The sequence below is a fragment of the Streptomyces sp. NPDC046197 genome, assembly GCF_040646295.1.
Classification (GTDB): domain Bacteria; phylum Actinomycetota; class Actinomycetes; order Streptomycetales; family Streptomycetaceae; genus Streptomyces.
In genome coordinates this window covers 48,408-74,305 of record NZ_JBEYZY010000025.1, presented here as the reverse complement: position 1 = coordinate 74,305, position 25,898 = coordinate 48,408, and the positions used below count along the sequence as shown (strand labels likewise).

Here is a 25,898-nt window from a genome sequence, read left to right as displayed (position 1 = left end):
GCAGGCCGCCGTGGGGCAGACCGCCGGTGAACCGCCTCCCGGGCACTCGGCCGCCGCCGCCGACGGTGGACGCCCCCCGCAGGAGGCCTCCGCACCCGAGACGACAACGGCCATTCAGATCAACGCGCTCCAGGCCCTGTGCCGCCAGGTCTTCGGCTTCCGCCTGGCGATGATCGCCCTGGCCTCCCCCGCCGCTCTCCTGCACGCGGCCCCAGGCCTGGCCACCCGTCTGGTCAGCGCCGCCGTGGTCGTCACCTTCATGGGCTCCTACGTCCTCTTCAGGGACTGGGAACGGTTCGGCCCCGTCCTCCTGCGCCACCCGTCCCTGCTGGTGGTGGACACCCTGTTCGGTTCCCTGCTGCTGGTCGCCGCGGGCCCCGACACGCCCCTGGCCTACGTCAGCGTCTGCACCCCCCTCCTGGCCGGCCTCGTCTACGGCTGGCGCGGCGCCGCCGCCTTCGCCTCTCTGCAGTCGCTGATCCTCCTGCTGGTCCACACGGCCTCGAAACACCCGCACGCCGGGCTGGCCCAGGCGTTACTGCTGCCCGGCCTCTGCGTCGTCGCGGGTGCCATGGGCTCCACCCTGCGCAACCTCATGCTCCGCTTCGGCGAGGCCACCCAGGCCCTCACCACGGTCCAGGCCCGCCTCGCCGTCACCGAGGCGGTCGGCGCCGAACGCGCCCGCCTGGCACGCGAGATGCACGACTCGGTGGCCAAGACTCTGCACGGCGTGGCCCTGGCGGCGGACGGCCTGGCGGGCTCGGCAGGCGCCGGCCGCATGGACCCGGCGCTGGTGAAACAGCAAGCGGAACTGGTCGCCCGTTCGGCCCGCAGGGCCGCTGCGGAGGCCCGCGAACTCCTGGCGGACCTGCGCCGCGAGAACGACCCCGGCCACGGCACCGACGTCCTCGTAGAGCTGGCCGCCCGCACCCGCGACTTCAGCACCCGCACCGGCCTGCCCGCCGTCTACCACCCCACGGGCGAACACGGTGTCCCGCCCGTCCCGCCCGCGGTGGCCCGCCAGCTCCTCACGATCGCCTCGGAGGCGATGGAGAACGCCCACCGTCATGCCGGGCCGAGCCGCGTCGACGTCAGCGCCGGCGTCCACGGCGACCTGCTCCGCATCAGCGTGTACGACGACGGCCGCGGCCTGCCGCCGGGTACCACCCTCGAACAACTGCGCCGAGCGGGCCACTTCGGCCTGGTAGGCATGGTCGAGCGGGCGGCCTCGGTCGGCGCCCGCATCCGCATCGGCCGCGGCGCCCACCCGCGGGGCACCGAGGTTCGCCTGGAACTGCCGTTGGCCGCCCTGACGACACCGGCCGCCTGACACATGCTTATGCCGCCCACGTACTCCCTACGACCCGAGAGGAGGCCGCAGATGCCGGACCCGACGACGCCGACCCCGGCCCCGTACCCCGGCCCCCAGCAGTCCTCACCCCCGAACCCCTTCGAGAACTTCCCTCGGACGGCCCCCTCCGGGCCCCTGCGGGTCGTCGTGGCGGACGACAACCCCGTGGTGCGGGCCGGACTGACCGTCCTGCTCTCCGGGCGCGAGGACATCACGGTGGTGGCGGAGGCCGCCGACGGCCGCGCGGCCTGGGAGGCAGCACACCACCACCGCCCGGACGTCGTGCTGCTCGACGTCCGCATGCCGGGTGTGGACGGCATCTCGGCGCTGCCGTACCTGGTCCGGATCGCGCCGGTCTTGATGCTGACCTACAGCCGCGAGTCGGAGATCGTCCAGGAGGCCCTGCGGCGCGGTGCGGGCGGCTACCTGGTGCACGGCGAGTTCACGGCGGACGAACTGGTCAGCGCCGTGCGGAACATCAGGGAGGGACGGGCCCACTTCACCCCCACGGCAGCGGGCGCCCTGCTGGACCAGCTGCGTCAGCGGCAGGGGCCGTCGGGCGGACCACTGCCCGAAGGGCTGGGAGGTGCGACTGCACACACTGCTGGCTGCCCGCCGCCAAGGAGTCAACCTCAGGAAAACCCTTACCAGTCAGGCGGATTCGGCCTCGACGCCTTCCCGTCATCGGCTATTTCTTCAGAAAACCTTTCGCAAGTGCAACCAGATGTGGGACAGTCCTCGTCTGGGTGGACAGGCGGCCGTCCGGCCGCCGTCGACAGGTCGCGGTTCCAACTCAGTACCAGGGAGGCGGAGATCATGGACCTCATCGCGTCCGGCATGACGAACCAGCAGATCGCCGCCACCTGCTTCATCAGCGAGAAGACGGTCAAGAACCACATCAACCGCATCTTCGCCAAACTCCACAGCACCAGCCGAGCGGAAGCCGCCGCCAAGTGGCTCGGCACGGCACCGGGTTCGGCGCGAGGGCTGGGGTGAGGTGAGCCGTGGCGAGTGTGCGGAGCAAGAACGGTCGGCTCCCTCTTTGGGCCCGGGATTGGGCCCAGGGGCCCTCCGGCCTACGGCGTCTCCCGCCGTACGTTGCCCGTGTCGCGAGCGGCACCGACACCGAGCCTGGAGGGGAACACGATGAGCGACCTGATGCTGAAGACGGCGGTTGCGACCAAGATCCGCGTGAACGGCTGGAAGAACACGACAGCCGAGGCGATGCGCCGCCGCGCGGACGACAGGGGGCAGACCGCGGTGGAGTATCTGGGGATCATTGCGGTGGTGGTGGCGATCGTGCTGGCGATTACGGGGACGGACATCGGCCAGACCATCCTCGACAAGATCAAGGCGCAGGTCGCCAAAGTCGCTCCCTGACGCGATTCCGCAAGTACGGCGATGCAGGGCAGGCCTTCCCCATCTACATCACGGTGGTGGGGGGCCTGCTCTTTCTTGCGCTCGCCTACTTTGCGGTCGGCCAGGCTGCCGTGAACAGAAACGGCGCTGAGACGGCGGCCGACGCGGCCGCACTGGCGGCGGCTCAGAACACCCGGAACAAGCTGGCAGGTGAGTGGGCGAAGTCCGTACTCGAGCCCACCAAGTGGCAGGCCATCTTCGACGGTGAGGGTGTGGTGTTGGACGGCTGCTGGCGTGCGAACGAGCTTGCCTCTCGGAATGACGCGCACGTGGAGCCGGGCGGGTGCCAACCCACACTGACGCCGCTGGGCTACACGGTTTCTGTGCAGACAGACAAACCCATGGGAGATTCCGTCGTTCCGGGCACGGCGGATCGAAGGTCCAAGGCATCCGCCACGGCTGTGATCGAATCCCGCTGCAAGTTCAAGCTTCCCGGCGCCGACGCCGGAAGTAAGGCACTGCCCCAGCTGACGTGCAAAGGCAAGAAATGGGATCCGAAACCGGACGACCTCACCCATCTCCCTGGACCCGAGGACCTTTTCGACGTCCATCTGGCCGACCGACAAGCGAACGACGAGTGAAGAAGGAAGCAGAGCGATGAGCATTCGGTTCACTGCGAAGGTCCGCAGGGGCGTGGTCGCGTTGACCGTGGCGACCGGGTTGGCTCTTGGTGTAGCCGGTTGCGGTGGCGGTGGTGACGGTAAGAAGTCGGACACTCCGGCCTCCGCCTCCCAGGGTCGTGGTTCCAAGCCGAGTGCTCAGGAAGGCCAGTCCGATCAGCCGTTGGCTGAACTGAAGGGCCCCAATAGCTTGCTCCTTCGTATCGAATCCGCCAAGCGGGACTCAGGCGGATTCGTCACTGTGAACGCCACCATTAAGAACGATGGTGGCGGCAGTGTCATCATTCCGTCCAACCTCAGTGGCAACGAAACCGAGATCATCAGGAATGGCAGCTCACTCGGTGGCGCCACGCTTGTGGACTCAAATGGCAAGAAGCGCTACTACGTGTTGCGCGACACAGATGGTCGCCCCCTGACAACCACGGGGCTCCCCTCCCTGAAGGCCGGCGAGTCCATCCCCGTCTTCATGCAGTTCCCGTCTCCTCCAGTCAGCACAAGCGAAGTCGAATTCCAGCTTCCGGGCTTCGCCATCGCCACCATCAAGATCTCCGGTTGAGGCGGCCGGTGATGACGCACACCCGAACCAGCAGGGCCATCCGAGCCCCACGCCTCGCCGTCGCCCTCACCACAGCCACCCTCATCGCCACCACCACCCTCTACGCCACTCCCACCGCCCATGCCGACGGCGGACCCAGCGTCCCCCCGGGTACCGAGGCCTCCGCGTCCGCGCCCGTGAAGATCGACCCGAAGGACCCGGACCTGAAACTGCCCGAGGGCGCCACTCTCGCCGCCCCCAAGGTCCTCGACATCAAGTCGGTCGTGGAGGACCAGGGTGGAGAGGAGCGCCGGGAGGACACCAACACGGACGTGACGTTCGCGCTCCAGGCCGAGGTGCTGTTCCCCAAGGACAGCGCGAAGCTGAGCGACGAGGCGAAGTCCCGTATCCAGGCCATCGCGGAGGAGATCAAGAAACAGAGGGCGACCCAGGTCCGCGTCTTCGGGTTCACGGACAACCTCGGCACCCACGAGCACGGCGTCGTCCTGTCCAAGCAGCGCGCCAACGCGGTCCAGGACGTCCTCTCCCAGGAGCTGAACGACCCGAACGTCACCTTCGACGTCCGCGGCTACGCCGAGCAGTACCCCATCGCAGACAACTCCACCGAGGACGGCCGCAAGAAGAACCGCCGCGTCGAGGTCACCTTCCCGCGCTCCACAAGCTGAAGGGGCGGACCGAGACGCCGACGGACCCGTGGGCGGTGAGCCCGGGGCAGGACGCCCGCAGAGGACGCCCGGCGTAACTCCGTGCGGGCAGCGGGGATTGGGCGTCCATTTGGGCCCACGGGCCCATGCCGGGCAGGCGGTCCCTTCCTAACCTCTGGCGAAGTTGTGCGCCAAGGTGGGGGAGGGAGCATGGCCTCGGTCGGGGGAGTGCCGGAGTTCGAGGGGGCGTGGTCGTCCGGGCGCGGGGGCCGCCGGGAGATGCCCCCGTCGCTGTCCGTGGCCCTGGTGCTCGTGCACGCGCTGCTCGTCGCCACCCTGCTCGGTGGGGTCGGGCTGTTGCTCACCGCCTCCTCGTACGACTCCCTCGACGGCGAGGTGCTCGCCCTCGTCGCGTACGCGGCCGCCCCCGGCGTCCTCGGGTGGTGGCTGGCCCGCCGGACCTGGCAGGGCGGGGTCCGGGTCAGACGCGGGCTGATCGGCGTGCAGGTCTGGCTGATCCTCGGCGCCCTCGCCAATCTCACCGCCGGCTCCGCACGCGGTGGCATCCAGCTCTTCCTGCCGGTCCTCATCCTCTGCTTCCTGCGCCGGCCGGAGAGCCGCGAGTGGTACGAGTTGCCGGAGCCGGACCGGGCCGAGCGCCGCCCCTTCTCCGTCGGCCGGATGATCCGCCGACGGCGGGACGAGGGGCAGACCGCGGTCGAGTACGCCGGCCTGGTCGCCCTCGTCGCCGCCCTGGTCACCGCGCTGGTGGTCAGTGGCCTCGGCACGCAGATATACGGGGGCATAGAGGCCCAGGTCTGCAAGGTCGTCGGTATGGGCTGCCCGGCCCCGGCGGGCAGCGACGACAAAGACACCAACGCCACCGGCACCAGTTCCACCGGCACCAGTTCCACCGGCACCAATCCGACCGGCACCAATCCGACCGGGACCAACCCCAACGCCACCAACCCCAACGCCACCAACCCCAACGCCACCAACCCCAACGCCACCAACCCCAACGCCACCAACCCCACCGGCGACGGCAAGAGCGACAACGGCAGCGCGCAGAAGAAGGACGACGGCTGTTTCTCCGGATTCGGCGCCTTCTTCGGCTGCGCCGGCAACCAGGTCAAGCAGGTCGGCCAGGGCCTCTTCGTCGACGGCGTATGGGGCGACGTCACCGGCATCTACGGCATGGTCCGCCACCCCCTGAACACCCTCAAGGGCATCGGCGACTACGGCAAACACCTCGGCGACGACTGGCTGAGGAACTCCAGGAACGCCGGGAAGAAGTGGTCCGACGGCGACTACTTCGGCGCCGTCCTGGACTGGGGCGGCGCCTCGCTGAAGACCGGCGGGACCGTCCTGTACGACCTGTTCGTCGGCGACGACGTCGCCAAGGACTGGAAGGGCGGCGACAAGACCCGCGCGGTCACCCACGTCCTCTGGAACGTCGGCTCCCTCTTCATCCCCGGCTACGACGGCGCCAAGGTCGTCGAGAAGGTCGGCGAACTGGGCAAACTCGGCAAGCTCGGAAAGCTGGGCGAGCTCGCGGAGAAGGCGGGCAAGGCGGCCGAGGACGCCAGGAAGGCCGCCAAGGCCGGTGACGTCGAAGGCGCCGAGAAGGCGGCCAAGGAAGCGGACGAGGCGGCCGACGAGGCCGAGAGGAAGGCCAGGCAGTCCGGCTGCACCATCTCCGCCCCGGCCCGCAGGACCCCGTACGGCGACGGCCCACGCGATGGGACCCCCGCCCCCCTCACCGGCTCCCCCGGCACGAACACCACCGTCCTGGCCGCCGGCCCCTCCGCGCCTTACGTGCTCCTCGCCGACGACGGCTGCGACGAGAACGCCAAGAAGGCCGCCGAGGAGGCACGCAAGCAGGCGGACGAGGCGGAGCGGGCGGCCGCCGGCGTGGACCTGCAGCAGGCTGCGGACGAGGTCAAAAAGACGATCGCGGAAGCCAAGGACAAGCAGAAGACGCCCAAGGGCGACAGGTTCCAGCTCGACGAGAACAAGATCGACGACCTGGTGGCCAAGGCCAAGGACCACCCGGACCTGAGCAAGGGCGAGATCGGCAAGGAAGAACTCGCTCAGTCGCTCAAGGACCTCTCGGACATGCTGAAGACAAGGAGCATCGACAGTCAGAGCCGTGGCTCGCTCGGTGGTCCCGTACTCAAAGCCGGCAACCGGCATCAACTGGCTGAGGCCATGGCGGAGGTCAAGGCGGCGAGGCGAGCTGCGGACGAGGCCGCCGAGGGCACCAAGGTCTATGCCGGGGTCGGCGCGAAGAAGGGCCGCAAGGCAGTGGACCTGGGGGACGGAACCACCGCCGATCTCAGCGCCATAGACGACGCCGACGTCGTCTACAAGGGTAAGGACGGCAACCTTCACGTCGTTGAGGTCAAGAACACCGGCCAGGCTGCCACGCAGGCCTCCATACGCGCCCAGGCCAGAAGGCTGGCCGACTGGCAGCAGGCGTACCCGGGCCGGAGGGCGCGCTACGAGATCGAGACGCAGCAGGGCTGGGACAAGGTCTTCGACGGATTCCAGAAGGACAAGAAGACCGGAGAGTTTCCTCCCGGCACGCCGGCGGAGACCCTGGCCGACAACGGGCTCGATCTCCGCGTTGCCGGGCAGGACATCTCGCCTCGGCAGCTCAAGGCGATGAACGACGCGTGGAACAGGAAGACGGAGGCCGAGAAGCAGGCGGCTCGGAACTCGGGCAAGATGAAGGATCCGAAGACCGCGATGGAGTACCTGGGTGTTTCGTGATGCAGAGCGGGCGAGCGGACGACGACCGGAACGGAGCGGCCGGGCTGTGACCGCACACCATCTGCTGCCCGAGAGCATGCGCCAACTGCCTCTGCCGTGGTCCGACCTGACCGGGGAACGGACACGGAGACTCGAGGAACTCGAGCACACGGAAGCGAACGAGCAGGCCGCTCTTGAAGCGCTGAGGACTGCCCTGTCCACCCCGCCGGTTCCCACGGAGGGCGGCGTCTGGAACGACGAGTCCTGGGAGCTCTTCGACCGCATCCGTCGGGAAACCCGGCAACTGCTCGCTCGGACCATGCCGACAACCGAAGAGTTCACCCGCGAGGGTGTTGCCTCGGTACTCGAGGAGTGGGCGCGGACGGCTGAGCCGGCGGTTCCGGATTGGTGGCTCGAGGAGCACATCGACCTGATCTGCCGGCTCTCGGCCCGCCACGTACTCTCCCAGTGGGCCCATGACGTACTGCGGTGGCTGCAACAGGAGACGCACGACGCGTCAGGCGTCGCGGCGGTGGCCGAGCGTTGCGTCGACAGCGGGCTCGCTCCTCGCCAAGCGGTGGATCTGCTGCACGCCCTCGGCGCACCCTACGGTGAGCAGGCGCTGCTACGAGTCGTACGAGAAGCAAGGGCCGGTGAGGACAGCCGCTCATGGGCACGGGAAACGCTCGTGCGGCTCCGTCGCCCCGGCTACCGGGCTCGCGCGCGGCAACCGGCACAGGGAGAGGAACCCCTGCTGCCTCCAGCCGTACGAGAACTTCCCTACAGCTGGGGCGCCGGATTCCGCTGGCCGGCGGATCTGCCGGAGAGCGAGGAGAACATCGCTCGCGCGCGGGCGGTCCTCCAGGCCCTCGCGCCGGCCGAGCCGTTGCGTGAACCGGTCCCCGATCCCGTCTGGAGCGGGGACGAGGACGAGGAGTCGCCCGGCTGGCTCGAGGTCCGCAAGGTCATGTGGGACTTCATGCCCTACGCCCGCCTGGTCACCAGGGAACGGATGTCCGAGGCGCTGCGGGAGTGCGCGCTGCTCGGCATCCCCGGCGTGCCGCAGGATCCTGACAGCGAGGAGGGCACGCGGCTCGTACGGCAGTGGGTGACATGGATCGGCGGCTGGATGGCCGGCGAGGTGTTCACCTGGCTCGGCATGTACGTCGACGACGACGCTCTCGTCACGCCGTGGGCGATGGAACTCGCCGAGCGGTACGTGCGGTGCGGCCTGGCTGCGGAGCAGGCCGTGAGTTTGCTCCGCTGGCATGACACCGTGCCGCGCAGCCGTGAGGCTCTCGCCCGCATCGCCGCCGACCCGACGCTTCCGCCGCAGGTGCGCCGGCAGGCCGCGCTGTGACCGCCCGCATCGGCGAGCCGTTCGAGTCGGCCCGGGCCTTCGCCGACGTCGACGCTCTGCTCGGCCGGTCGTCGACCTGGAGGGCGGCTGATCCTCCCCGGCTGCTGCCCAGTGTTCGCTACCCCGGCTCCACCGTCACCCGCACCCCCGCCCGCAGCCCCCACCCCGCCATCGCTCCCGCCTCCGCCTCCAGTACGTGGCGGGAGCGGAGGCGGGGCAGGCCCAGGCGGCCCGGGTTCATGGTGCGGACGGTGAGGACCGTGAGGTCGCGGTCGAGGTAGGCGACGTCTATGGCGAAGCGCATGCGGAAGGTGTGCACGCTGTTGGCGGGGGAGAGCAGGATCGCGCCGTCGAGCGAGTCGCGGCCCAGCAGGCCTTTCGTACGGGCCCGGTACGACGTCGCCAGTTCCAGGGGGACCGTCGCCGCGGGCGTCGACCCGTTCCCGTTCCCCTTCCCCTTCCCGTTCCCCTTCCCGTCTCCGTTCCCGGGCACGACCAGTCTGCCCCGCCCGTCGCGCCAGCGTCGCCCCATGCCCGAACCGCCCTCCCGTTCCGACGCGTTCCCGTGCCGGACCGACCGTATCCGCGCCACAGTGGGCCCCACATGGGCCCACGGGCCCATGCCGGAACGGGCGTCCCGGCCGTAGGGTCCCGGCGTGCGCGTACTCCTGATCGTCGTGGCGACCCTGTGGGGCGTGGGCGCCGGACTGCTGCTGCCGCGTGCCGCCCACCGGTTGTCGGTCGACGCCGACGAGCCGTGGTGCGACGAGTGCCCCGGCGGACACCCGATCACCGGGGCGTTCGGGGGCTGGGTGGGCCGGGCCCGCTGCACGGACACCACGGCGTGCGGAACGTACGGACCGAGCACCCGGGCCGTGGCCGCGGTGACCGCCCTCGTCTGCGCCGCGCTCGCGGCGGCCACCGGACCCCGTCCCGAGGCCGTGGTCTGGCTGCTCACCGCGCCCGTCGCCGTACTGCTGGCACTCGTGGACCGCCGGGTGCACCGGCTCCCGGACGTCCTGACGCTGCCGCTCGCCGCCGCGACCGTCGCGCTGCTCGGCGTCGCGGCCCTGCTCCCCACCGCCGCGGGCTCATGGCCGACCGCGCTGCTCGGCGGACTCGCCCTCGGTGCCGCGTACTTCGTGCTCTTTCTCGTCAACCGCGCCGGGATGGGCTTCGGCGACGTCAAACTCGCGCTCGCCCTCGGGGCGGCCCTCGGCTGGTACGGCTGGCCGGTCCTGGTCACGGGCGCCTTCGCCGGGCTCCTCTACGGCGCCGTGTACGGCATGGGGCTGGTGGTCTTGCGCCGGGCGGGGCGCAAGTCGACCATCCCGCTGGGGCCGTTCATGGTCGGAGGGGCCCTCACGGGGTTGCTGCTGGGGGCGCTCGCCGCCGGGTGAGACGACGCACAGGGCCTGACGGGCGTGCAGGGCCTGCGGGGCGCGCAGGGCATGCGGGGAGGGCGTGCAGGGTGCGCCGAGTCTGCCGGGGGCGTCGGCTGTTCGGCAGGTCAAGTCGGCGGCGTGGTAATTCGGTTGTTCTTCATGTGCCCGCTCGGTAGGAAGTCCTCATGACAGGACTTGGCGCCGTGTTCCGCCCCCAACTGCCCCCCGAGCGACTGCGGGCGGTGGCCCGCCTCGCCGACAGCACAGGCCTGGAGGAGTTGTGGCTGTGGGAGGACTGCTTCCGGGAGGGCGGGATCTCGACGGCGGCCGCCACGCTCGCCTGGACCGAGCGGGTGCGGGTCGGCGTGGGTCTGCTGCCGGTGCCGCTGCGGAACGTCGCCGTCACCGCGATGGAGGCTGCCACACTGCACCGGATGTTCCCCGGGCGCGCGGTCCTCGGCGTCGGGCACGGTGTGCAGGACTGGATGGGCCAGGTCGGGGCGAGGGCCGAGTCCCCGCTCACCCTGCTGCGCGAGCACCTCGCCGCGTTGCGGGCCCTGCTGCGCGGGGAGCGGGTCACGACGCAGGGCCGGTACGTCCGTCTGGACGACGTTGCCCTGGACTGGCCGCCGGACGGTGCGGTGGAGATCCTGACCGGCGCCACCGGTCCGCGCACGCTGCGCCTGTCCGGTGAGGCGGCCGACGGCACGATCCTCACCGCGGCCACGCCCCCGGACGGCGTACGCCGGGCCTGTCGGCTCATCGCCGAGGGCCGCGAGTCCGCCGACCGCACCGACGACACCCACCGCGTCGTCGCCCACCTGCTGACCGCCACCGGCCCCGACGCCGAGGCCCGCCTGCGCGCGGAGTTGGCAGCCGAGGGACTGTCCGAGGTCCCGGACCTGGGTGTCGCCGGAGACGCCGCCACCGTCGCCAAGGCCGTCGCGGACCTCGCCGACGCCGGCGCCGACACGGTGATCCTTCAGCCGACGGGCGACGAACCGGACCCCGAGGGCTTCATACGCTTCACCGCACAGGAGGTACGACCACTGGTGCGCTGACCGGGGTCGGCCGCAACCGGAACCCGCTGGAGCCGGGACCCGGACCTCCGCCACGCGACCAACGAGCCCCGACACCCGACATCGATCCCCAACCACCGACCCCAGATCCCCAACCACCGACCCCAGATCCCCAACCACCGACCTCCGATCCCCGACCCCCAACCACCGCCCTCCGATCCCCGACCCCCAACCACCGCCCCGAACACCACCCCCACCCAGAAGAAGACCACCCCCATGCCAAGCACCCCCCACCCCTCCTTCGAAGACCTCGTCGCCGAAGCGACCGCCACCCCCACCGAGGGGTGGGACTTCTCCTGGTTCGAGGGGCGGGCCACCGAGGCGCGGCCCTCGTGGGGGTACGCCGTGTCGTTGGCCGGGCGGCTGGCCGGTGCGCGCGCCGTGCTCGACGTGCAGACCGGGGGCGGGGAGGTCCTCGACTTCGCCCTCGGCCGCGCGCCCGCGACCCCCGCCCTCCTCGCCGCCACCGAGGGCTGGCCGCCGAACGTGGCCAAGGCCACCGCCCTGCTGCGCCCCCGCGGAGTCGCGGTCGTCGCCTCCGCCGAGGACGCGCCGCTGCCGTTCGCCGACGGGACCTTCGACCTCGTCGTCAGCCGGCACCCGGTCCGCCCGCACTGGCACGAGATCGTCCGCGTCCTGGAGCCCGGCGGTGCCTACTTCGCCCAGCACGTCGGGCCGCACAGCGCCTTCGAACTCGTCGAGTACTTCCTGGGGCCGCAGTCCGAGGAGGTGCGCAACGCCCGTCACCCCGACCGGGAGCGTGCCGACGCCGAGGCCGCCGGGCTGCGGATCGCCGACCTGCGTGCCGAACGCCTCCGCATGGAGTTCCACGACATCGGCGCCGTCGTCCACTTCCTGCGCAAGGTGGTCTGGATGGTCCCCGGCTTCACGGTCGAGGCGTACGAGCCCCGACTCCGCGCCCTGCACGAGCGGATCGAGGCGCACGGACCCTTCGTCGCGCACAGCACCCGCCACCTCTTCGACGCGCGCAAGCCCGAGGCCTGACCCTCCTCGACGCGCGCAAGCCCGAGGCCCGAACCTCGGGCCGACTACCCGCCGGACGGCGTACCGGCCAGGTATGACCGGGAACCGACGCCTCGGGCGGCGCGGGCTCAGTACCTCCGGATCACGGTGTCCACATTGTTATCGTCAGCCGCTCGCGTGACGCGACCGCCCTCACGTAAGTTCAGACCAAGGTAATTCGCGTGAGCAAAGCCACGCGGATGGCATCGCGCAGTGGAGGGGGCTGCGCGGCGCCGTACCCCGGTCGGCGGCATCCGTCCGTCACCCGGACGGCCGAGGTGGAGCCGCCCTCGGCGTCAAGCGGGCGTGTGTGGACGGGTCGCCCCTGAGGGGGATCCGGAAGCAACTCGCCGATTGCTCCCCAAGATGGCCCACATCCCGTGGATCTCGCCACCTCCCGGCCGTTCTTCCTTGGAATCCGCTGTGATCCGGCCATGGTCAGGCCCGGAATGGCGGCTTCCAACCCGCTCGACGCGTTGCCGGACGGTTTCGGAGAGTAGTTGTGTCCCGCCAATGCACGCATCATCACTTACGAAGGGTTATGGTGGAAGCCCCCCCTCGGGCCGGTCCGTCTCCCCCCCACGGACCGGCCCGTTTCTTTGTGCGGCCGCGGCGGCCCGGAACTGCTGCAACCGGGCGCATCGGGGCACCCGTTGGGGTTGTCGCCCCGTCGGTCGAGGCACGCGTTGGGGGCTGTTGACCCGTCGGGGGTAGGCTTCGCCCCCGGGGACCGCCATACGGACGAGGCCGCCGCACGGACAGGGACCGCCCCCGGCCGCGCCTGTCCGATCCATACGGAGGGGCTGACGAACACGTGAACCTGCGCGACAAGCTGCGCGGCCTGCTGGTCAGGCTGTACGCACGCCGGGTGGAAGGTCACCTGGACCACGCTCAGGTGCCCAAGCACATCGGCGTCATCATGGATGGCAACCGCCGCTGGGCGAAGGCCGCGGGTTCCACCACCGCCCAGGGCCACCGGGCCGGCGCGGACAAGATCGAGGAGTTCCTCGGCTGGTGCTCCGAGACGGACGTCGAGGTCGTCACCCTCTGGCTGCTGTCCACGGACAACTTCGACCGCCCCCAGGACGAACTCGGCCCCCTCCTCGGCATCATCGAGGACGTCGTGCGCTCCCTGGCCGCCGACGGGCGCTGGCGGGTGCACCACGTCGGCACCACGGACCTGCTGCCCTCGCCGATGCAGACCGCGCTCAAGGAGGCCGAGGAGGCCACCGCCCACGTCGACGGCATACTGGTCAACGTCGCCATCGGCTACGGCGGCCGCCAGGAAATCGCCGACGCGGTCCGCTCCATGCTGGCCGACGCCCATGACCGGGGCATCGCTATGGACGACCTCGCCGAGGCCGTCGACGTCGACATGATCGGCCGGCACCTCTACACGGGTGACCAGCCCGACCCCGATCTGGTGATCCGCACCAGTGGAGAGCAGCGGCTGTCCGGTTTCATGCTGTGGCAGACCGCCCATTCCGAGTACTACTTCTGTGAGGTCTTCTGGCCGGCCTTCCGCAAGGTCGACTTCCTGCGCGCCCTGCGCGACTACGCGGCCCGCCACCGCCGCTACGGCGGCTGACCGGCCGTTTCGGCGGACGTACGCACACTCGGCTGCAGGCGTACGCGCCCTTCCGGGGTGCTTCGGAAAGGTCCCCGTTTACCCCGTTCGAGGCGGATGTAACGCGGAGTTCACCAGCGCGCCGCCCCATGAATTTGCATGGCAGCGCATGTTCGAGGGCATAAGCCAGACAGGTCGACACCCGAACCACGGGTGTCGGATCTCAGCGGGCGGCTCGGGGCCGTCCGCCCGGGAGGCCCTTTGCACCAGCCCGACCGTGCGGTCACAGCGCGGACGAAGAGGCGGAGGGCCGGTTCTCGGCCCGCCGTGCGCGGGGGCCGTCGACCGGTCCAGCTCCTTCTCGTCGCTCCCCGACCTCATCCGAGGGGGTACGTCCTTCCGTGGTGACCAGCACAAAGCGCCACAAGCCAGACCGGCGCACCTATGTTCTCGACACCAGCGTCCTGCTGGCCGACCCGAATGCTTTGAGCCGCTTCGACGAGCACGAGGTCGTGCTCCCGGTCGTCGTGGTCACGGAGCTGGAGGCGAAGCGGCACCATCCCGAACTCGGCTACTTCGCCCGGCAGGCCCTGCGCCTGCTCGACGACTACCGGGTCCGCCACGGCCGTCTGGACGCCCCCATCCCGATCGGAGACCTCGGCGGGACGCTGCGGGTCGAGCTCAACCACTCGGACCCCAGCGTGCTGCCCACCGGCTACCGCCTGGGGGACAACGACTCGCGCATCCTCGCGGTCGCCCGTAATCTGCAGGCCGAGGGGTACGACGTCACCGTCGTCTCGAAGGACCTGCCGCTGCGCATCAAGGCCTCCTCCGTCGGTCTCCTGGCCGAGGAGTACCGCGCGGAACTCGCCATCACGGACGCCTCCGGCTGGACCGGTATGTCCGAACTGACCCTGTCCGCGGAGCAGGTGGACATCCTCTTCGAGGACGGCCACGTCCATGTGCCGGAAGTCTCCGACATGCCCGTGCACACCGGCCTGACGATCCAGTCGGAGCGTGGCAAGGCGCTGGGACGGGTCACCCCCGAGGGCAACGTCCGCCTGGTGCGCGGCGACCGGGAGGCGTTCGGCATCAAGGGCCGCAGCGCGGAGCAGCGCATCGCGCTGGACCTGCTGCTCGACCCGGATGTCGGAATCGTGTCGATGGGCGGCCGGGCCGGCACCGGTAAGTCGGCGCTGGCGCTGTGCGCGGGTCTCGAGGCGGTTCTGGAGCGCCGTCAGCACCAGAAGGTGATGGTCTTCCGTCCGCTGTACGCGGTCGGCGGGCAGGAGCTCGGTTATCTGCCCGGGACCGAGGCGGAGAAGATGAGCCCCTGGGCGCAGGCGGTCTTCGACACCCTCTCCGCGGTCACCAGCCGCGAGGTCATCGAGGAGGTCACCGCGCGCGGGATGCTGGAGGTCCTCCCGCTGACCCACATCCGCGGCCGCTCGCTGCACGACGCGTTCGTGATCGTGGACGAGGCGCAGTCCCTCGAACGGAATGTCCTGCTGACCGTTCTGTCCCGGATTGGCGCCAATTCGCGGGTCGTTCTGACCCATGATGTGGCGCAAAGGGACAACTTGCGGGTCGGCCGCTACGACGGTGTCGTGGCCGTCGTGGAGAAACTGAAGGGGCATCCGCTTTTCGCGCACGTGACGCTGACCCGGTCCGAGAGGTCCCAGATCGCGGCCCTTGTGACCGAAATGCTGGAGGACGGGCACATCTGATCCGATCCGCCCTTACCGCCCCATCTGGAGGCGGTTACGCGTGAGTTGGCGCCGTCCGGCAAAGGCCTGAGCCTAGCCGGGCGGCGCCTTCGCGTGCGCAGGTTTCAGGAAATCCCAGGGGTCAAACAGGATGTGAGCTTTCACACCCGACTCGGAATTGCCTTGCGTGGTCCGGTTACGGCAGAGTCTCACTCCTGTCAGGCCCCGCATACGGAACACCTGTACCCCCAGCGGTACAGCACCACATGAGCAACACGCCAACTCCATAGCGTCTCCGTATGCCGCCCGAGCACCACGCGGCGCTCCCGTGACGGGAGTTGCCCACCGGGCCCGCGCCTCCCGTGACCCCGCAGTTGGGAGGCCAGTGTCAGGGGCACGATTGCGTCCGCCAGGGTCACCGAAGCGGGCGATGCTGGAAGGAAACCGTGTGAGCCGGATCTCGGTCCGGGGATTCGCAGTGGCCTCGGCCACCGCGGTCACCGCTGTCGGAAGCGTCGTCGGCGTTGCCTCGGGCAGCACCGCAGCGCAGAACAACGACGCCGAAGCGACGGCAGCCGACGCGACGCTTCTTGCGGACATACCCGCGGGCCAGCAGGCCCAGGTGCAGACCGCCTCCCTCGCGCAGCAGGCCGACGCGCAGGCCATCGCCGCGGACGCCACCGCGAAGAAGGACGCGGAAGCAGCCGCCCGCAAGGCGGCCGCCGAGACCGCGATCGCCAAGAAGGAGGCGGCGCAGAAGGCGGCGGACGAAGCCAAGAAGCGCGAGGAACTCAAGCAGGCGGCCAGCCGCTCCGCGCCCCGGGACGCCTCCAGCTTCCCCGTCCAGAGCTCGTACAGCGTCGCGCAGGTGCAGGCGATCGCGCGGCAGATCGTGCCGAGCGGCCAGTTCCAGTGCTTCAGCAACATCGTGGAGCGCGAGTCGACCTGGAACTACCAGGCGGTCAACGCCTCCTCCGGCGCGTTCGGCCTCGTCCAGGCCCTGCCCGCCTCCAAGATGTCGTCCGCCGGTGCCGACTGGCGGACCAACCCGGCCACCCAGATCAAGTGGGGCCTCAGCTACATGAACGAGCGCTACGGCAGCCCGTGTGACGCCTGGTCGTACTGGCAGGCCAACGGCAACTACTGAGGCCCGGCCGCTCTCAACCTTGCGCAGCCCCTCCCCGTCATAGGGGGAGGGGCTGTTGCCGTGTAGCGTCTGACAGGACGACTCCAGGGGGAGTGGTGGGGAGAGGCGGGGGAAGAGGACGGATCATGTCGCGAGTGCCAGGGTGGCTCGGCCGGCTCGGCGCCGGACTGACCGAAATGGGTGAGCGGTTGGACGAGCGCCGTGCCGAGGTGGAGAAGGAGCACGCCGAGCCCGAACCGGCGCCGCCCGCGGACGCCGTGCCCCTTCCCGACCATGTGACCGTCGTCCCGGCCCGGCCCGATCCGGCGCAGGCCGTGCCGTGGGGCGTCCGGGTGGCCGCGGAGGCGGGCTGGCGGGTACTGGTGCTCGCCGGCACGGTCTGGGTGCTGATGCGCGTCATCAGCGCGGTGCAACTGGTGGTGCTGGCGTTCGTCGCCGCGCTGCTCATCACGGCGCTGCTGCAGCCGACCGTGGCGCGGCTGCGGCGCTATGGACTGCCCCGTGGGCCGGCCACCGCGCTCACCGCGATCCTGGGCTTCGTCATCATGGGCCTGATCGGGTGGTTCGTCACCTGGCAGGTCATGGAGAACATCGACACGCTGTCCAACCAGATCCAGGACGGCATCGACGAGCTGCGCAAGTGGCTGCTGCACAGCCCCTTCCACGTCACCGACAAGCAGATCAACCAGATCGCCAAGAACCTGCGGGAGGCGATCGGCGCCAACACCGACCAGATAACGTCGGCCGGCCTGGAGGGCGTCACGGTCGTGGTCGAGGCGCTGACCGGCATCCTGCTGACCATCTTCTCGACGCTGTTCCTGCTCTACGACGGGCGGCGGATCTGGGAGTGGACGCTGAAGCTGGTGCCGGCGGCGGCCCGGCCGGGCGTCGCGGGTGCCGGGCCGCGCGCATGGCGCACTTTGACGGCGTACGTCCGGGGCACCGTGATAGTGGCGCTGATCGACGCGATCTTCATCGGTCTCGGCATCTACTTCCTGAATGTGCCGATGGCCGTGCCGCTGGCGGTGTTCATCTTCCTGTTCGCCTTCATCCCGCTGGTGGGCGCGGTGGTGTCCGGTGCGCTCGCGGTAGTGGTGGCGCTGGTCACCCACGGCGTCTTCACCGCGGTGATGGTGCTGGTGGTGGTGCTCGCGGTGCAGCAGATCGAGGGGCATGTGCTGCAGCCGTTCATCCTGGGCCGCGCGGTGCGCGTCCATCCCCTGGCGGTCGTGCTGTCGGTCTCGGCGGGCGGAATGATCGCGGGCATCGGCGGAGCGGTCGTCGCCGTACCGCTGGTGGCGGTGACGAACACGGTGGTGGGTTATCTGCGCGCCTACTCCCAGGAGCAGACGCGCCGCCTGGCCGTGCCGGCCTCGGCCGGCTCACCTGCCGAAGTCCCGGCCGTGTCGGCCGAGCGGGAGTCCGGCTGATCCCCGCCGGGTGCCGGGCGAGCGCCGGCGGGAAGCGGAAGGGCCCCGCCCACCGGTGAGGTGAACGGGGCCCGGAAAGTCGCGACCGGAGTCACTCGGCGAGGGCCGCCTCCGCGTCCAGCGTCGTCGCGACCGCCTGGATCACCGCGGCGATCTTGAAGGCCTCCTGGACGACCTCACGGTCCAGACCCGCCTTGCGCAGGACCTGTTCGTGGGAGTCGAGGCACATGCCGCAGCCGTTGATGGCGGACACGGCGAAGGACCACAGCTCGAAGTCGACCTTGTCGACACCGGGGTTGCCGATGACGTTCATCCGCAGTCCGGCGCGCAGGCTGCCGTACTCGTGGTCCGACAGCAGGTGCCGGGTGCGGTAGAACACGTTGTTCATCGCCATGATCGCCGCGGCGGACTTGGCCGCCGTGTACGCCTCCGGCGTGAGGTTCGCCTTCGCCTCCGGCTCCAGCTCACGCAGGACGATCGGCGAGCGCGCGGCGATCGCCGTCGCCAGGACCGTGCCCCACAGCTGCTGCGCGGGCAGGTCGGAGTTGCCGATGACCGAGCCCAGGTTGAGCTTCAGGTCCTTGGCGTAGTCCGGGACGGCGGCCTTGAGGGAGTCGAGCGACATACTCACTCACCGGCCAGCAGCTTGACCGGGTCGAGCGTCTCGTCGCCCTTGCTCCAGTTGCACGGGCACAGCTCGTCGGTCTGCAGGGCGTCCAGGACCCGCAGGACCTCCTTCGGGTTACGGCCGACGGAGCCGGCGGTCACCATCGTGAACTGGATCTCGTGGTTGGGGTCCACGACGAAGACGGCGCGCTGCGCGAAGCCGTCCTCGCCCTCGATGCCGAGGTCCCGCATCAGCTCGTGCTTGGAGTCGGCCATCATCGGGAACGGCAGGTCGGTCAGGTCCGGGTGGTCCTTGCGCCAGGCGTGGTGGACGAACTCGGAGTCGCCGGAGAAGCCGAGGATCTGCGCGTCGCGATCGGCGAACTCGTCGTTCAGCTTGCCGAACGCGGCGATCTCGGTGGGGCAGACGAAGGTGAAGTCCTTGGGCCATGCAAAGACCACCAGCCACTTGCCCTCGTAGGACTTGTGGTGGATCTGCTCGAACTCCTTGCCCTTCTCCAGCGAGACGCAGGCGGTCAGTTCGAACTCGGGGAACTTGTCACCGACAGTGAGCACACGCTCTCCTTGCAGCGAAGAAGCACCGCTTGTGGCGGTGTTTCTCATGGGTTGGACGTTGTCGATGTTGGCACAGGGTGCATTGATTGCGGAAATAGCTATACTCGGTCGCGTTGATCGGAGGGAGCTATAAGTAATGGTGGGCGACTCATGACCGTGGGTAACAAGAAGAGGCAGCCGAGCCTCGCCCAGCTGCGCGCCTTCGCCGCCGTGGCCCAGTATCTGCATTTCCGCGATGCGGCGGCGGCCATCGGCATGAGCCAGCCCGCGCTCTCCGGGGCCGTGTCCGCGCTGGAGGAGACACTCGGTGTCACCCTCCTGGAGCGTACGACGCGCAAGGTACTGCTCTCGCCCGCCGGTGAGCGGCTCGCCGTACGGGCCAGGGCGGTACTGGAGGAGGTCGGGGCCCTCATGGAGGAGGCCGAGGCCGTCCGGGCGCCCTTCACGGGCGCGCTGCGGCTCGGTGTCATCCCCACCGTGGCGCCGTACCTCCTGCCCACCGTCCTCCGCCTCGTCCAGGACCGCTACCCCGACCTCGACCTGCAGGTGCACGAGGAGCAGACCGCGAACCTGCTGGAGGGGCTCGCCGACGGCCGGCTCGACCTGCTGCTGCTCGCCGTGCCCCTCGGAGTGCCCGGTGTGGTCGAACTCCCCCTCTTCGACGAGGACTTCGTGCTCGTCACCCCCCTGGACCACTGGCTCGGCGGCCGCGAGGGCATCCCGCGCGAGGCGCTGAAGGAGCTGAACCTGCTGCTGCTCGACGAGGGGCACTGCCTGCGCGACCAGGCGCTCGACATCTGCCGGGAGGCGGGACGCGAGGACGCCCCCGTCACGACGACCGCGGCGGGCCTGTCCACGCTCGTGCAGCTCGTCGCCGGCGGGCTCGGCTGCACGCTGCTGCCGCGCACCGCGCTCAAGGTCGAGACCTCCCGCAGCAGCCAGCTCCTCACGGCCTGCTTCGCCGAGCCCGCCCCGTCCCGCCGTGTCGCCCTCGCCATGCGCGCCGGCGCTGCCCGCGGTGCCGAGTACCAGGAGCTGGCGGTCGCCCTGCGCGACGCCCTGCGGCCGTTGCCCGTACGGGTGGTCGGTGCCGGCGCCTGAATGCGTCGGAGACTTCAATCGGTCAAATGAGCGCCGAACACAGCTCTTTGAGTCGCTCGGTCTTTCAATTTCCGTCAGGTGGAGGCAGGTAGGAATACCGGGGCCGACATATGCCTCCCGGCTGATACACATTCCCCCAACGTGCGACGCGTCAGGCGTATGTGCGGCAGATGAAGGGGAGTGATGGCGGACATCGGGGATTCCCTCGGCCGGGTCGGCCACGACGTGCTCGCGCAGGCGCTGACCGCGTGCGCACGCGAGGGGTTCACCGGGGAACTGCGGGTGTCCGGCCGGCCCGGCGGCAGCTTCCATCTGCGGGGCGGGCTCGTCGTCGCCGCCGAGAGCCCCGGAGCGCCCGGGGCCGTGGCCCTGCTGCTGCGCTCGGGCCGGCTCAGCGGTGAGCAGTGGGCCGAGGTGCAGCGGGAGTCGGGGGGCGCGCGATGGCCGTCGGACGTGCTGGTCGCGCGCGGGTACGCGGGCGCCGCCCAGCTCCGGGTGGTCTGCGCGATGGCGCTGCACGACGCGGCCTTCGCCATCGCCGCCGGACGGGTCGACGACTGTGTACGTGTCACCGGTGGTGAGCCTCTCGCCCCGGTCGCCGTCGGCGAGGGGCCCACCCGGCTGCTGCAGGACGCGGCCCGCAAGCTGGCCGCCCTCGCCGCGCTGCCGTACCCGATCCGGCCCGAGCGGGAACGGCCGGTGGCCGCGGCCGTGCCGCAAGGCCCGGTCACCGCCCTGCAGCGGGAGCTGCTCGCGCAGGCCGACGGTCGCAGCACCGCCCGTGACCTGGCCTTCCGTACCGGGCGCGGGGTCTACGCCGTCACGGTCGAAGTGGCGCGGATGCTCGCCGAGGGGCTTTTGGAGTGCGGCGAAGCACCCCCGCCGGCCGTGGTCCGGTTGCCGCCGCAGGTGCCCGTCGTGGAGCAGCGGCGGCCCGCACCGCCGTCCGAGCCGATCGCCATCCCCACTTCCCTGCCGCGCCGTACCCCCGGCGCCAGCGGTATCACCGAAGCGCTCACCCCGGGAAAGCACGGGGCGAGTTGGAAAGGGTTCTTCCGCCTGCGGAACGGAACCGCGAAATGAAAAAAGCGAATAAAAACGATCAGCTCATGGGGAGTTGAGTACATGGATCACAAAGCCCTGGCGCTGGAAATGCGCGGACTGCGCGAACAGGTGACCGGAATCACCGATACGGCGCTGGCGGCCGCCGACGGACTGCTCATCGCCGCCGACACCGCCGAGTCGATCGACCCGGAGTCGCTCGCCGCGCTCGCGGCGGCCGGTCTGGGCCTGGCCCGGCGGACCACCGAGGCCACCGCTCGGGGGGTGCTGCGGCAGACGGTGACGTACGGCAGCCATGGGTGTGCCGCCTTCTACGCCGTCGGTGACACCGCCCTGATGGTGGTGCTCGGGGACGAGGGCATGGACATCAACCGGCTGCACAACGCGACACAGCCCGCACTGCGGCGCATCGACTCGATCCTCACCGAAAAGTCCGTCGAGGGAGTGTGAAGGGATGGCGACAAAGCGTATGACTCCCGGTTTCTCCGACCAGGTGATGGGCCTGGTCAAGTCCCTGCGCACCGACGCCCCCGACTGCGTCGCCTCGGGCGTGGTCGACATGGCCACCGGCATGCTGCTGTCCTACGAGACCGTCGACAACCACCCGCCCGAGGTCCTGGACCTGCTCGCGGGCGCGACCCTCGACCTGTTCCAGGGCCGTACGGTGGTGATGATCGAGGACGTCTTCAAGGAGCGCCGCGGGATCTCCGGCGACAACCACTTCTTCCAGGAGATCCTGGTCAACAGCGACAACCTGACGCACTTGTTCGTGCGGATGAACGAGCAGCAGGACGTCGTCGCCGTGGTGGTGTGCCGCAAGTCCGTCAACGTGGGCATGCTCTTCGCCCAGGTCCGGCGCGTGGTGCGGGAGTACGCCCTCTGAATGGCAAAGGCCCCTCCCCGGGAAAGGGAGGGGCCGGCCGGACGGGTCCGGTCGAGGGGCACGCCGCAGGCGTTACTCCGTGCGCAGCCCGTCCGGGCGCATCAGCCGCAGCAGCGGCGGCAGGCTGAGCAGCGTCACCGCCAGGACGACCGCCGCGCCGATGCCGGTCATCGTCAGCACGCTCGCCCAGTCGACGCTCACCGTCGCGCCCGTCATCTTCAGCAGCACCGCGCCCAGCGTCAGCCCCACCGCCGACGCCAGCAGCAGGCCGAGCGCGATCGGGATCGCGGTCTGCCACAGCACCGACAGGCTCAGGGTGCGCCGCCGGGTGCCGAAGGCGACCAGCGCGGACAGCAGCTTCTTGCGTTCCCGCAGCTGCTCCAGCTGCGAGACCAGCAGGCTCGCGCCGATCAGCGCCAGGACGCAGGTGGCGCCGACGAACAGGCCGGTGCGGATGGAGGTGAACTGCTTGGACTGCTCGCTGGCCGCCCACAGCATCACCTGGCCGATGGGATCGACCGCGGACGCCGTGTTGCGCACGTACTCGCGCACGTCGGGCACGGAATTGTCGATCGACAGGTAGACCTGCCCGGCGACCGACCCGGCGGCCCGCGCCGGTACCGCGCCGCGGGTCAGCAGGAAGCCGCCGCGCTTCGCACCGCTCGGGTCGTCGACCGAGCGGGCGTACTTCAGGCCGCGCGGGACGGTCCAGACCACGTCCGGGGAGTTCCGCACGCCCTGGGAGGTGTCGAGGTGAAGGGTCCGGCCGGGCTTGGCGAGCGCCGGTGTGTCGGTGTCGTACTCGCCGCCCCGCATGGCGAACACGTCGCCGTCGTGGCACGAGGGCAGGGCCGCCACCTCGCGCAGCGCCGCGCAGTCGCCGACGGTGACCTCGCTGGAGTGCTTCGGCCCGTCGTCGCCGTGCCAGGGCGAGTCACCCACGGTGGCCTCGCCCAGTACGGTGGCCTTCCGTACGCCCCGGGTGGCGGAGAACCGGTCGGCGATCGTGGTGACCGGGACGCCCCGCGACACCCGCACCTCCATCTGGGCCCGGGTCAGGTCGTTGCGCGACTCCTTGGTGAAGTCGCCCTGCACTCCCGAGAACAGCATCTGCAGGGCGATCGCGCCGGCCACCGCCACCGCGATGCCGTTGACCATGCGGGCCGCCGAGCCGCTGCTCAACTGCAGGCGCCGTACCGCCAGTTGCCAGGCCACCCCGCCGGAGCCGAGCCGGGCGACCACCGTCTCCACGATCCACGGCAGCAGCGCGGTGACGCCGACGAGCAGCAGCATGACGCCACCGATGACGAGGTACTGGTTGAAGTTCCCGTCGGTGTGGCCCTTGCCGATCATCGGGTAGAGCATCGCGAGCCCGCCGAGCGGCAGCAGCAGCCGCCACCACAGCCGGCGCCGGGCCGGTTTCGCCGTGCGCACCACACCGAGCGGCTCGATGACCACTCCGCGCAGTGCGAACAGGGTGACCAGCACCGCGGCCGCCGGGACGGCCACCGCCACCAGCGCGGCCAGCGCGGGCGAGGGGTTGAGGTAGCCGGGGAACACGCTGATGCCGAGGATCTCGGCGGAGCCCGCCACCTGACGGCCGATGAGGAAGAAGACGGTGCCGAAGACCAGTCCGAGCAGGGAGCCCGCCAGCGCCTCGCCGGCCGCGATCCGCCGGGTCATCCGGCTGTCGGAACCGACCAGCCGGAGCGCGGCGAGCCTGCGGTCGCGGCGCTCGCCGCCGAATCGCACGGCCGCGGCGATGAACACGGCCACCGGCATCAGCAGCACCACGAACACGACCAGCACCAGCAGGATCAGCACCGGGTCCATGCTCTGGGAGCTGGGGTGCGGGTCCCCGAACTCGCTGATCCGGGCCACCTGCCAGCCGTTGAGCTGCTTCGCCAGCCCCGTGGCGCCCGCGTAGTAGGAGAGTTCGCGCGGTCCGATGAGGCCGCTCTCCCCGATCGTCCCGACGATCCGGTACGGCAGCCGCTTGCGCAGCAGTTCGCCGTCGTGGGAGGCGAGCAGTTCCTTCAGCGCGGGGGAGACCAGCATCTCGCCCGGCGCGGGGAACCTCGTCACCCCCGGCGGCAGCGGCGCCCGCTCCCCCTCGGGCTCCATCAGCCGCCCGCGTACGTCGTCCTCGCGGTACGTCGTGTCGACGTCCGCGACCACCAGGGTGTTGTCGGCCTTCGGTTTGACCTCACGGCTGTAGGTGTAGTCCTGCCGTGCCTGCTCCCGGTCGTGACGTACCGTGAGCGCGGTGGGTATCGCGGTCGTCAGCAGCAGCAGCGCGACGCCGAGACCGACGCCGACGGCCGTCAGCAGCACCCGGACCCAGCCCTCGCGCCCGCCGGTGAAGGCGAACTTGGCGCCCATGGCGAGGTCCTTGGACCATTGGCGCGACCTCATACGAGCCGCTCCATGTCCCGGGACTTGCCGTCCCGTACGACGATCTCGCGGTCGGAGTACGCGGCCACCCGTGCCTCGTGCGTGACGAGGACGACGGCGGCGTTGGCGGAGCGGGCGGCCTCGGTGAGCAGCTCCATCACCCGCTCGCCGTTGAGGGAGTCCAGCGCGCCGGTCGGCTCGTCGGCGAACAGCATGCGCGGTCCGGTGACCAGTGCCCGCGCGACCGCGACCCGCTGCCCCTGGCCGCCGGACACCTCGCCGGGCCGCTTCTTCCTCAGGTCGTCGACCTCCAGCCGCTCCATCCAGGCCAGCGCGGTCCGCTCGGCCTCCTTGCGGGGCGCGCCGTTCAGGCGCAGCGGCAGGGCGACGTTCTCCACGCAGGTCAGCTCGGGCACGAGTTGGCCGAACTGGAAGACGAACCCGAACTCCGAACGCCGCAGCGCGCTGCGCTGGGCGTCGGTCATGGCCGACAACTCCCGCCCGTCGTAGGTGATCGTCCCCGAGTCGGGCGTCACGATCCCGGCCAGGCAGTGCAGCAGCGTGGACTTGCCGGATCCGGAGGGGCCCATCACGGCGACGACCTCGCCGGGGTGGATGGAGAACTCGGCGCCGTCGAGCGCGGTGGTGGGGCCGTAGGCCTTGCGCAGGTTCTCGGCCGCCAGCAGGGAGCCAGGGGGAGGAGTCACCGGGTCACCGCCTCGTGAAGCTTGTCCAGGCGCGCCGCGGTCAGCTCCAGCCACCGCAGATCGGCTTCCAGGTGGAACAGGGCGTGGTCGCAGATGAGCTGGTCCGCCAGATCGCCCTTGCGCTTGCGGTCGGTCAGGATCCGCATGCTGCGCAGGTGTTCGGAGCGCTGGGTGTCGAGGACGTCGGCGGCGTCGCGGTGGGTGAGCAGCGCGAGGACGACCTTGGTGTACAGCGTCGACTGCAGGTACGGCTCGGGCTTCTCCGGCGTGGCCAGCCACCGCTCGACGTCGGTGATCCCGGCCTCGGTGATCGCGTAGCGCTTCCGCTCGGGGCCGTCGCCCGCCTCGATCCCGTCGACCTCGACCAGACCGTTCTTCAGCAGCCGGGACATCGTCGAATAGACCTGGCCGTAGTGCAGCGGCCGGTCGTGACCGAACTTCTCGTCGAAGGCCCGCTTCAGGTCGTAGCCGTGGCGCGGCCCGGACTCCAGGAGCCCCAGGAGGGTGTGACCGATGGACATGCGAGCACTC

General features: G+C 70.4%; 25 protein-coding genes. 19 read left to right on the top strand and 6 right to left on the bottom strand.

The window, feature by feature from the left end:
• Positions 1 to 10 precede the first annotated feature (10 nt).
• The 8 genes from AB0A61_RS29260 (at position 11) to AB0A61_RS29225 (ending at position 8,701) form a co-directional block, all read left to right on the top strand.
• Positions 11 to 1,330, top strand: coding sequence for a histidine kinase (locus AB0A61_RS29260; RefSeq protein ID WP_361298595.1), 1,320 nt, complete (start codon positions 11 to 13; stop codon positions 1,328 to 1,330).
• 51 nt (positions 1,331 to 1,381) lie between these two features.
• Positions 1,382 to 2,347, top strand: a complete 966-nt coding sequence (locus AB0A61_RS29255) for a response regulator transcription factor (protein WP_361298592.1) — start codon at positions 1,382 to 1,384, stop codon at positions 2,345 to 2,347.
• 150 nt (positions 2,348 to 2,497) lie between these two features.
• Positions 2,498 to 2,731, top strand: a complete 234-nt coding sequence (locus AB0A61_RS29250) for a hypothetical protein (protein WP_361298589.1) — start codon at positions 2,498 to 2,500, stop codon at positions 2,729 to 2,731.
• The gene (locus AB0A61_RS29245; protein ID WP_361298718.1) at positions 2,728 to 3,351 is read left to right on the top strand and encodes a pilus assembly protein TadG-related protein; all 624 of its coding nucleotides are present in this window, start codon (positions 2,728 to 2,730) and stop codon (positions 3,349 to 3,351) included. Before AB0A61_RS29250 ends, AB0A61_RS29245 begins: the two co-directional genes overlap by 4 nt.
• A gap of 16 nt (positions 3,352 to 3,367) precedes the next feature.
• Positions 3,368 to 3,946 (top strand): hypothetical protein, encoded by a 579-nt coding sequence (locus AB0A61_RS29240; RefSeq protein WP_361298586.1) that lies wholly within the window; start codon positions 3,368 to 3,370, stop codon positions 3,944 to 3,946.
• A gap of 11 nt (positions 3,947 to 3,957) precedes the next feature.
• Positions 3,958 to 4,611: an OmpA family protein gene (locus AB0A61_RS29235; protein WP_361298583.1), complete on the top strand. Its 654-nt coding sequence runs from the start codon at positions 3,958 to 3,960 to the stop codon at positions 4,609 to 4,611.
• A gap of 189 nt (positions 4,612 to 4,800) precedes the next feature.
• Complete coding sequence (locus tag AB0A61_RS29230; protein ID WP_361298580.1) at positions 4,801 to 7,362, top strand: hypothetical protein; 2,562 nt, start codon at positions 4,801 to 4,803, stop codon at positions 7,360 to 7,362.
• 46 nt (positions 7,363 to 7,408) lie between these two features.
• The gene (locus AB0A61_RS29225; RefSeq protein WP_361298577.1) at positions 7,409 to 8,701 is read left to right on the top strand and encodes a hypothetical protein; all 1,293 of its coding nucleotides are present in this window, start codon (positions 7,409 to 7,411) and stop codon (positions 8,699 to 8,701) included.
• Between the two features lie 118 nt (positions 8,702 to 8,819).
• On the opposite strand, the gene AB0A61_RS29220 is transcribed toward AB0A61_RS29225, so the two are convergent.
• Positions 8,820 to 9,233, bottom strand: a complete 414-nt coding sequence (locus AB0A61_RS29220) for a DUF192 domain-containing protein (protein ID WP_361298574.1) — start codon at positions 9,231 to 9,233, stop codon at positions 8,820 to 8,822.
• 124 nt (positions 9,234 to 9,357) lie between these two features.
• Here AB0A61_RS29220 and AB0A61_RS29215 point away from each other — a divergent pair, with 124 nt between their 5' ends.
• The 7 genes from AB0A61_RS29215 (at position 9,358) to AB0A61_RS29185 (ending at position 18,038) form a co-directional block, all read left to right on the top strand.
• Positions 9,358 to 10,101 carry an A24 family peptidase gene (locus AB0A61_RS29215; RefSeq protein WP_361298571.1) on the top strand — a complete coding sequence of 248 codons (744 nt, stop codon included), beginning with the start codon at positions 9,358 to 9,360 and terminating at the stop codon, positions 10,099 to 10,101.
• Positions 10,102 to 10,271: 170 nt separating this feature from the next.
• A complete protein-coding gene (locus AB0A61_RS29210; protein WP_361298568.1) occupies positions 10,272 to 11,147 on the top strand; it encodes an LLM class flavin-dependent oxidoreductase in 876 nt (291 codons plus the stop codon).
• A gap of 234 nt (positions 11,148 to 11,381) precedes the next feature.
• The gene (locus AB0A61_RS29205) at positions 11,382 to 12,170 is read left to right on the top strand and encodes a methyltransferase domain-containing protein (protein ID WP_361298565.1); all 789 of its coding nucleotides are present in this window, start codon (positions 11,382 to 11,384) and stop codon (positions 12,168 to 12,170) included.
• A gap of 832 nt (positions 12,171 to 13,002) precedes the next feature.
• Positions 13,003 to 13,776 (top strand): isoprenyl transferase, encoded by a 774-nt coding sequence (locus tag AB0A61_RS29200; protein ID WP_361298562.1) that lies wholly within the window; start codon positions 13,003 to 13,005, stop codon positions 13,774 to 13,776.
• Positions 13,777 to 14,156: 380 nt separating this feature from the next.
• Complete coding sequence (locus AB0A61_RS29195) at positions 14,157 to 15,482, top strand: PhoH family protein (protein ID WP_361298559.1); 1,326 nt, start codon at positions 14,157 to 14,159, stop codon at positions 15,480 to 15,482.
• Between the two features lie 427 nt (positions 15,483 to 15,909).
• Positions 15,910 to 16,608 carry a transglycosylase SLT domain-containing protein gene (locus AB0A61_RS29190; RefSeq protein ID WP_361298556.1) on the top strand — a complete coding sequence of 233 codons (699 nt, stop codon included), beginning with the start codon at positions 15,910 to 15,912 and terminating at the stop codon, positions 16,606 to 16,608.
• Positions 16,609 to 16,733: 125 nt separating this feature from the next.
• Positions 16,734 to 18,038, top strand: coding sequence for an AI-2E family transporter (locus AB0A61_RS29185; protein ID WP_361298553.1), 1,305 nt, complete (start codon positions 16,734 to 16,736; stop codon positions 18,036 to 18,038).
• 91 nt (positions 18,039 to 18,129) lie between these two features.
• Here the strand turns inward: AB0A61_RS29185 and AB0A61_RS29180 are convergent, their stop codons facing one another.
• Both AB0A61_RS29180 and AB0A61_RS29175 read right to left on the bottom strand, forming a co-directional pair.
• The gene (locus AB0A61_RS29180; protein WP_361298550.1) at positions 18,130 to 18,663 is read right to left on the bottom strand and encodes an alkyl hydroperoxide reductase; all 534 of its coding nucleotides are present in this window, start codon (positions 18,661 to 18,663) and stop codon (positions 18,130 to 18,132) included.
• A gap of 2 nt (positions 18,664 to 18,665) precedes the next feature.
• On the bottom strand, positions 18,666 to 19,220 hold the full coding sequence (locus tag AB0A61_RS29175) for a peroxiredoxin (RefSeq protein ID WP_361298547.1): 555 nt from the start codon (positions 19,218 to 19,220) through the stop codon (positions 18,666 to 18,668).
• Between the two features lie 150 nt (positions 19,221 to 19,370).
• On the opposite strand from AB0A61_RS29175, the gene AB0A61_RS29170 reads away from it, so the two are divergent.
• From AB0A61_RS29170 to AB0A61_RS29155, 4 genes are all read left to right on the top strand, one after another.
• A complete protein-coding gene (locus AB0A61_RS29170; protein ID WP_361298544.1) occupies positions 19,371 to 20,321 on the top strand; it encodes a LysR substrate-binding domain-containing protein in 951 nt (316 codons plus the stop codon).
• Between the two features lie 183 nt (positions 20,322 to 20,504).
• On the top strand, positions 20,505 to 21,404 hold the full coding sequence (locus tag AB0A61_RS29165; RefSeq protein WP_361298541.1) for a MarR family transcriptional regulator: 900 nt from the start codon (positions 20,505 to 20,507) through the stop codon (positions 21,402 to 21,404).
• A gap of 42 nt (positions 21,405 to 21,446) precedes the next feature.
• Positions 21,447 to 21,833 (top strand): roadblock/LC7 domain-containing protein, encoded by a 387-nt coding sequence (locus AB0A61_RS29160; protein ID WP_361298538.1) that lies wholly within the window; start codon positions 21,447 to 21,449, stop codon positions 21,831 to 21,833.
• Between the two features lie 4 nt (positions 21,834 to 21,837).
• Entirely contained in the window at positions 21,838 to 22,266 is a 429-nt protein-coding gene (locus AB0A61_RS29155; protein ID WP_361298535.1) for a hypothetical protein, read from the top strand.
• Between the two features lie 72 nt (positions 22,267 to 22,338).
• Here AB0A61_RS29155 and AB0A61_RS29150 read toward each other — a convergent pair whose 3' ends face one another.
• From AB0A61_RS29150 to AB0A61_RS29140, 3 genes are read right to left on the bottom strand one after another with little or no spacing between them, the layout of a single operon-like run.
• On the bottom strand, positions 22,339 to 24,681 hold the full coding sequence (locus tag AB0A61_RS29150; RefSeq protein ID WP_361298532.1) for an FtsX-like permease family protein: 2,343 nt from the start codon (positions 24,679 to 24,681) through the stop codon (positions 22,339 to 22,341).
• Complete coding sequence (locus AB0A61_RS29145) at positions 24,678 to 25,367, bottom strand: ABC transporter ATP-binding protein (RefSeq protein ID WP_361298529.1); 690 nt, start codon at positions 25,365 to 25,367, stop codon at positions 24,678 to 24,680. Before AB0A61_RS29145 ends, AB0A61_RS29150 begins: the two co-directional genes overlap by 4 nt.
• Complete coding sequence (locus tag AB0A61_RS29140) at positions 25,364 to 25,888, bottom strand: PadR family transcriptional regulator (RefSeq protein ID WP_361298526.1); 525 nt, start codon at positions 25,886 to 25,888, stop codon at positions 25,364 to 25,366. Before AB0A61_RS29140 ends, AB0A61_RS29145 begins: the two co-directional genes overlap by 4 nt.
• Positions 25,889 to 25,898 lie beyond the last annotated feature (10 nt).